Origin of the sequence: Candidatus Rhabdochlamydia sp. T3358 (assembly GCF_901000775.1) — a bacterium.
In the GTDB taxonomy this organism is placed as follows: Bacteria; Chlamydiota; Chlamydiia; order Chlamydiales; family Rhabdochlamydiaceae; genus Rhabdochlamydia.
This window is the reverse complement of the sequence record NZ_CAAJGQ010000005.1, coordinates 22,624-29,283: the sequence shown is the minus strand read 5'-3', so window position 1 is coordinate 29,283 and position 6,660 is coordinate 22,624. Positions and strand designations below refer to the sequence as shown.

Sequence of the window (6,660 nt, the reverse complement as noted above, 5' to 3'; positions counted from 1 at the left end):
AACCGCAAAAGATTGCATTCGACTTTAGGATATGTGTCGCCTATAGATTTTGAGGCTGCATGGAATTGTACAGCTGAGAGAGTGATATAAAAAGAAAAGTTTTAATGAAGATATCGCAAGCGAGCCCTGCATAGCTCGCGGAGACGATACGAATGAAGATAGAAAAATTTATGTTCTAAGTGTCTAAAAAATGGTTGCAATATCAGACTGTTAAAGTATGGCCTGGGGATCGTGATATCCGTCTTATCAAACTCGTCGCTGGTAACTCGCAAGAAAGAATAATATGCAGAGTTTTTGACTGGAAAAACAGTAAAAATTCTGAGACTTTCTGCAGGGTTGCTCCAGGAGGAGAAGCTGAGGCTGAATTCGATTTACCAAGTATTGATACTATTATTGAACAGATGCAAGAATACACGCCACAATTAGAGATTATTGGAAATAAGGAATTAGTAACCTTTTACAGAGAACGTCCACTGGATTGTTTTATGCCAGATTACGTTTTATCTAGAACAAGGCCAATGGATGTTGAAAATTGGGTATGTAATCAATTTTACCGTAAAGGTGGTGAAAATAGTGAGCGCTTTGAATATACAAATTTTGTTAGTGCTAAAAAAATAGTCTTTTCTTTTGGAGAGAATAAGAAAGAGCAACGAGATATAAATATGAAATCTTTTGAGATTGAGACCTGGCATGTCGAAATAAAAAGACAAGTTGGCTGGGCTCTACAACTTCCCATAGGAATCTACGAGTTCTTTTCAGGAATGTTTTTAGCAGGTGCGCAATACCCATCCGAAGTCGATAAAAAAGCAATGGAAAGATTGGTTCAAGGTGTTCCTATGATAGATGAGGAGAGGAATAAAACTGTAGATGATTTTGCAATGGAGTTAGGCGCTTGCTCTACCATAAACTTTTATATGGCATGCGATAGATCTGAATCTCAATTAGAAATTAACGGAAGAATATGGGTTAGGAGCTTTGGTAGTGCCGGAAGAGGTATTAGAAGCGTACTTGGAAACACAGTAGGAAGGGCGGCAAACTTATTAGGGGCAATGCGTTTAGAAGATGTGAATCGTAGGTTAGAAAATGTTGCTAGACTTGGTGAGAATGCCAATAGAGCTGTAAGAGCATGGGAAGCAGTTAGGGGCAACCCTCCTCCTCAAGAAAATCCACAAGCTAATTGAAGTAAAAAATATATGAGAGAGATAAGTGCACTCTTAGAACACTATCAGGAATAGTTAACCCAAATACAGTATTACCCTATTAAAGGAGTTTGTTCATGTCTTTACCAATTTCAGGATCAGGAGTATCTCCAGCAGGATCTTCTGGGGAACTTTATCCATCTGGCACTAGTTCTGCAATATCTCCATGCACCATTTTAGGGCGCTATGGATCTCAATTAAATTGGGATCCATCCCCTGGAGGTGTGGCAAATTATGTTGCAGATCGCTTTAAAGAAGGAAAAGTACATCACAATTTTAGCCATGCTGAAGCTCAGGAGTTCGTGAGTGCTATGCGCGCGGCTCAGAAACCGATAGGAAATAAAATTACAAGAAATCCCCAAAAGAAAACTTCTACCATTCAATTTAGGCCAAAACATGGTCTGTCAGATATCCATGGCCTTGGAATCTTTTTAGAACAAAAAGGGGGATTTGCTGGCTGCAATGTTGCTGTTGAGAAGAAGCATATTGTTAATGCAGAAGAGCTCAGCCATTCATCCATAAATATAAGAAATTATCAGGATGTAGTAGGTCAAAAATATAAACAGCTTTGGGAAGACCGTGCCCCAGAGAACTCTGAAGAGTATAAAGTTCCCGATAGTGGTTATTACGCATCCACAATTTGGCCTGAAAAAAAGAAGACAGTTGACCAGCTTGAAAAACAGTTGTCTTATCAAAAACGGCTTTTTCAGAGAGCCATAAATATTATGAATAATAAGCAGAAAGAGTCTGATAAAGAGATTCCTTTTGATCCTGCTTTTACACGTATTTTTCAGCTGACTGATAAAGAGCGTAGAGTCAATAAAATGGCTCTTTCCATCATAGCTAGAGCAACTAGTATTTATTTTGAATATAAAACTAAAGTAGTGCCTTTAAAAGAGGAAGAAGCTTGTATAGCAGAAGTAAATAATATGCCAACTTGCACGATAGATCAAATCTGTGATGCAATTGAAGCGGATTTACGAGCTCGTCCCATCGAAATAGTAGATCTTCACAAGATTTCACATCTTTTAGAACAATTAGGTGGTTTCGCTTCTTCTTCTGCATGTGTGGAGCGAGAATATACGATTGGTGGAAAAGAGTGTCATTGCACAGCGATCATTTTGAGGAACCGTCAAGATCTAGTCAATGAGAGATATTTCCAATTGTGGGATACATATGGCTTGCAACATGACCTATCGCAAATACCACCTAAATGTGATTACCCTGTGTCTTTGTTTCAAAAGAAAAAGACACCTAAAGAAGCAGATGAGCAGTTAATTTATCAAAAAGAGCTTTTGCAAAAAGCTGTAGAAAAGATGTACATAGAAGGAGTTCCTTTCGACCCGCTTTTTGCGCGTGTTTACATACCGACAGATCAAGAGCGTATAGATAATGGGGCTTCTATCTTCAATATAGCTCAAACAGATACAATTCTTTTTGTCTATGCGAAATCAGAAAATAAGGATCTGCCCCTACATGCAGTAGACCAAATATGTGAAGCGATTAAGACAATGGCAGCAGATAAGTTCCCAGCTGTCAATACAGCAGAAACAAGCGCAATAGGTACAACGCTAAAAGTAGCAGGTAGGGTGGCTGGTTTTTTTTTGCCGCCACAGGGCAGGTATTAAAGGGTATTTTCTGTTTTTTTTCTTGGGGAAGCAGAAAAATTTGGCAGATGCTTTGGAATGGTTCAAGGCCTGAATGATATAAAAATCAGGTGAAAAAATCATAAAGATGCTTTTAGGAACGGGATATGGCTGATAGTTTAAAAAAGATCATCCATTGTCAGTTGATTATCAACCACTGAAAGATAATGCGCATTCTTTTTGACACCATAGGTGGTTACCATGGTCACAAATAGAGTTTTAGTAGTCTCTGTTTGTCCTCTAAAAACACTTTTTTTATTCTGCAGCTTTTCTTCATAAGGCTTATCGATAGTAAATTCTGAAGAGCTATATTTCATTTCACATAAATTGATACATTTATCTGCTCTGTCTATAACAAGATCTATTTGTGCTCCTTGTTCCTTAATTGCTTTTTTAGGCAGATAGCGCCATCCTGATTCAATGGTGCTTATACCTGAAATACCAAGCGCTTTTTTTATTTTCTGAATGTGTTTTAAGCAAAGAGATTCAAAGGCGCACCCGCTCCATGTATTCCACTTAGATGTGCTCTGTTTTTTTATCCAGAATTCCGAATCAACACTTTCTAAGCCAATCTTAGAGTTTTCTATAATCCAGGTTAAGTAAAAAAGAGAGTATTCGTCAATAAGGCGATAGATTCCTCCAGCCTTTTTTTTGTTAAAGGAGGGGACATGGATAAGAAAACCCGCATCGATTAACTCTTCAATAATTCTGCTTGAGGTTCCACCTGAAGTTAATTTTGTTTTGTTTAAAAGCTCGTTTTTTGTAAGCCCATCTATAGCCTTAGCAAGGGCTTTTACGATAGCTATATGGTGTTCATAGTTCTCAAAAAGAGACTTATAAAGATTGTCAAATTCGTTATAAAGCCCACCATTTAGGGAAAAGCACACATCATTGATGGTTTGAGCTGCAGATTTGCCTCGGGCTATGTAAGAAAGATATTTAGGAACTCCTCCCATTGCCATATAAATATCAATGATTTGTTTTCTCTCTAGTTCAATATGACGGGATTGAAGATATTTTTCTGTTTCTAAGAGAGAGAAAGGAAGCAGGCGCATTTTTCTTGTCACTCTGCCATATAATCCTCCCTTATTATTTATAATATTTCTAATAATCCAAGAGGCGGAAGAGCCACAAATAATGAGGACTACATTTTTTTTTCTAGATATATAACGGTTCCAAAAATGCTCTAGGGCATTTAAAAATTTAGAACGGGGAGAAGCGAGCCAGGGAACCTCGTCAAAAAAAAGAATGATTTTCTTGTCTTCTATTTTTTCAACAGCCTCATGCAATAAATTTAAGGCTTGCGCCCAATTTTCTGGAGGAGTGATCCGTTTCCCTTGATTAAACTGACGGGAAAATTCATAGGCAAATTGAAAGAGCTGCTCCGCTCTAGAACCTTCTTTCATTCCTGTTATTTCAAAATAAATGCCCTTGTTTTTAAAAAATTCACTAATAAGGAAGGTCTTACCTATTCTTCTTCTTCCATAAACAGCAAGGAACTGAGGCTCAGTTGATTCATAAATTTCCTGGAGTATTTCAAGCTCTTTTTTTCGGCCTATAATAGCATTCATTTATTTCCTGCATTTTTCGCCGAGTATAGTATAAAACCTAGCGAAAAATCAATGAATAAAATCATTTTCGCTGGGTTTTCCTGAGTTAGACACCTGAGTTGGTCTCATTTTACTACGCTAATCCCGATTAAAGATAATATTAAGCGTGATTTTTATGCTAAAATGTGTCGAGTTGAACAATGGAATGTACGGACATTGCGTAATAGGATAAACTCCATGCTTTATGAGAGAACTGCTCTTTCAAAAAAGCCTGAATCAAAATGAAAACAAAAAGCAGGCTTAGGATAAATAAATTTTAAAGGGTATCTTGGTTTTTCTGCGCTTCTCGTAATTTCAAATATTTGTAAAAGGCGGTGTGTCCATTATAGGCTGAAATAATAAAACCCTCTACTCCTTGCTTTAGGCCTTTTTTTAGAAAGTAGCTTTTAAAAAAGGCAAAAGAGCCATGGAGAATAGCTTGGGTTAAGGAGACTGGTTTAGAGTCTTTTTTTTGAGCAGCAAAAAGATCTGAGTAGACTTGCATTTTTTTTAGAAAGTCATGGATGTTTCGATAAGGTGTGTGAAGAAGGGGATAGGAGAGGGAATAGATTTGCATCTCTTGAGAAGAGACTTTTTCATGAACCATAGAATCGGTAAATTGGGTTTTTTTTCTGTGGTATAAGCGAATGATAGGATCTGGATACCAGCCACCACAGCTTTTAATCCACTTACCATTAAAGAAATTATGTCGATCTATTTGATAGACAAAGTTAGGATCTAAAGAGATGTTTAGAATTTCTTGAGATAAATTAGAAGAGAGCACTTCATCGCTATCTAAGGCTAGAACCCAATCATAGGTGGCTAATTTGGCAGCTTTGTTTCGAGTAGGACCAAACCCGATAAACTCTGATTGGTTTATTTTGACATTAGGGAATTGTTTAGCTATATCTAATGTTGTATCGGTTGATCCTGTATCATAGACTAATACTTCGGGAAAACCTCGTACAGAGGAGAGTGTATCTTCTAGGGTTTCTTGAGAATTTTTTGTAAGAACAATTACTGTAATCATATCAAAATTACTAGATTTAAGTGTTGTGCCTATGTTACAGTTTTCCGCTTGTGAAAGCAAATTTTAACAGAAAAGGTTTTTAGCATGTCTATAAAAAATGCATATACTTTTGATGATATAGCTCTTGTCCCGCAATTCAATAATGTTCCTTCTCGTACAGAGCCTTCTTTAGAGACATGGCTAACTAAAAAACTTAAGATGTCACAACCTATCTTATGTTCCAATATGGATACAACAATAGGGGAAACCTTAACTCCTATTTTACTGCAAGAAGGATCTATACCTATTTTTCATCGCTTTGTAAGTTTTGAAATACAAAAGCAGTGGGTAGAGAAATATACCGATAAGATATTTATCTCGTGTGGAATTCAAAATATTGATCAAACAAGACAATTGCTTGATTTAGGAGCAGCTGGCGTGTGTATTGATGTAGCACATGGTCATTCCGATAGAATGTTCTATTTTATTCAAGAGCTTAAACGCACCCACCCAGATAAAGAAATCATAGCGGGTAATGTGTGTACCGCTATGGCATATCACGATCTGGTGAATGCAGGGGCTGATGCAGTAAAAGTAGGTGTTGGTCCAGGTGCAGCTTGTACAACTCGTATGGTAACTGGTTTTGGAGTGCCTCAATTTACAGCGATTTACGATTGTGCAAAAATAGCGGACAAGCTCCGTGTTCCTTTAATTGCAGATGGAGGAATTCGCAATAGCAGGGATTTAGTTCTCGCTTTAGCAGCGGGGGCTAGCACTGTTATGATTGGAAAATTATTTGCTATGACTGAAGAGAGTGCAGCTCCTAAGCGTGACTCTAAAAACGGAAAAGAAGCTAAATTTAGAGGGCAGGCCAGTGCTGATTTTCAAACCGACTTTTATGGGGGACTAAAAGATAAAACGGTTGCTGAAGGAATCGATTTTTGGGGGCCTGTAAGTGGATCGGCTAAAGAGTTAATTGACTCTCTTTTAGGAGGCTTGCGTAGCGGATTAACCTACGGAGGAGCCCGCAATATTAAAGAATTGCAGCGTAAGGCTGAGTTCGTAGTAGTCACAGCTAATTATCTAGGGGAAAGCCGTCCTAGGCCTGTTTGTTTTTCTTAAAATTTTTTTAAGGAGGAAGCTTTTTTATCAGTAAAAAAGCTTTTCGTGCTTTAAATCATTACCTGATATTATCTTGAGTGGTTTAAACTTTAAGA

5 protein-coding genes and 1 pseudogene are annotated in these 6,660 nt (G+C 37.5%); 4 read left to right on the top strand and 2 right to left on the bottom strand.

Features of this window, described 5'->3' with window-relative positions; translation table 11 throughout:
* Positions 1–179: 179 nt before the first annotated feature.
* Both RHTP_RS01675 and RHTP_RS01670 read left to right on the top strand, forming a co-directional pair.
* Positions 180–1,181, top strand: coding sequence for a hypothetical protein (locus RHTP_RS01675; RefSeq protein WP_138106396.1), 1,002 nt, complete (start codon positions 180–182; stop codon positions 1,179–1,181).
* A gap of 95 nt (positions 1,182–1,276) precedes the next feature.
* Positions 1,277–2,827: a hypothetical protein gene (locus RHTP_RS01670; protein WP_138106395.1), complete on the top strand. Its 1,551-nt coding sequence runs from the start codon at positions 1,277–1,279 to the stop codon at positions 2,825–2,827.
* Positions 2,828–2,964: 137 nt separating this feature from the next.
* Here the strand turns inward: RHTP_RS01670 and RHTP_RS01665 are convergent, their stop codons facing one another.
* Positions 2,965–4,416: an AAA family ATPase gene (locus tag RHTP_RS01665; protein ID WP_138106394.1), complete on the bottom strand. Its 1,452-nt coding sequence runs from the start codon at positions 4,414–4,416 to the stop codon at positions 2,965–2,967.
* Positions 4,417–4,503: 87 nt separating this feature from the next.
* Here RHTP_RS01665 and RHTP_RS09090 point away from each other — a divergent pair.
* A pseudogene (locus RHTP_RS09090) lies at positions 4,504–4,671 on the top strand (DUF1016 N-terminal domain-containing protein); the annotation flags it as partial.
* Positions 4,672–4,711: 40 nt separating this feature from the next.
* Here the strand turns inward: RHTP_RS09090 and RHTP_RS01655 are convergent.
* Positions 4,712–5,464, bottom strand: a complete 753-nt coding sequence (locus RHTP_RS01655; protein ID WP_138106393.1) for a glycosyltransferase family 2 protein — start codon at positions 5,462–5,464, stop codon at positions 4,712–4,714.
* Between the two features lie 84 nt (positions 5,465–5,548).
* Here RHTP_RS01655 and RHTP_RS01650 point away from each other — a divergent pair, with 84 nt between their 5' ends.
* A complete protein-coding gene (locus tag RHTP_RS01650) occupies positions 5,549–6,565 on the top strand; it encodes a guanosine monophosphate reductase (RefSeq protein WP_138106392.1) in 1,017 nt (338 codons plus the stop codon).
* The last annotated feature ends 95 nt before the right edge of the window (positions 6,566–6,660 follow it).

Bases quoted from the DNA above. Each gene is read 5' to 3' on its own strand.
- RHTP_RS01670 (WP_138106395.1), top strand. From the start codon at position 1,277: ATGTCTTTACCAATTTCAGGATCAGGAGTATCTCCAGCAGGATCTTCT.
- RHTP_RS01665 (WP_138106394.1), bottom strand. From the start codon at position 4,416: ATGAATGCTATTATAGGCCGAAAAAAAGAGCTTGAAATACTCCAGGAA.
- RHTP_RS01655 (WP_138106393.1), bottom strand. From the start codon at position 5,464: ATGATTACAGTAATTGTTCTTACAAAAAATTCTCAAGAAACCCTAGAA.
- RHTP_RS01650 (WP_138106392.1), top strand. From the start codon at position 5,549: ATGTCTATAAAAAATGCATATACTTTTGATGATATAGCTCTTGTCCCG.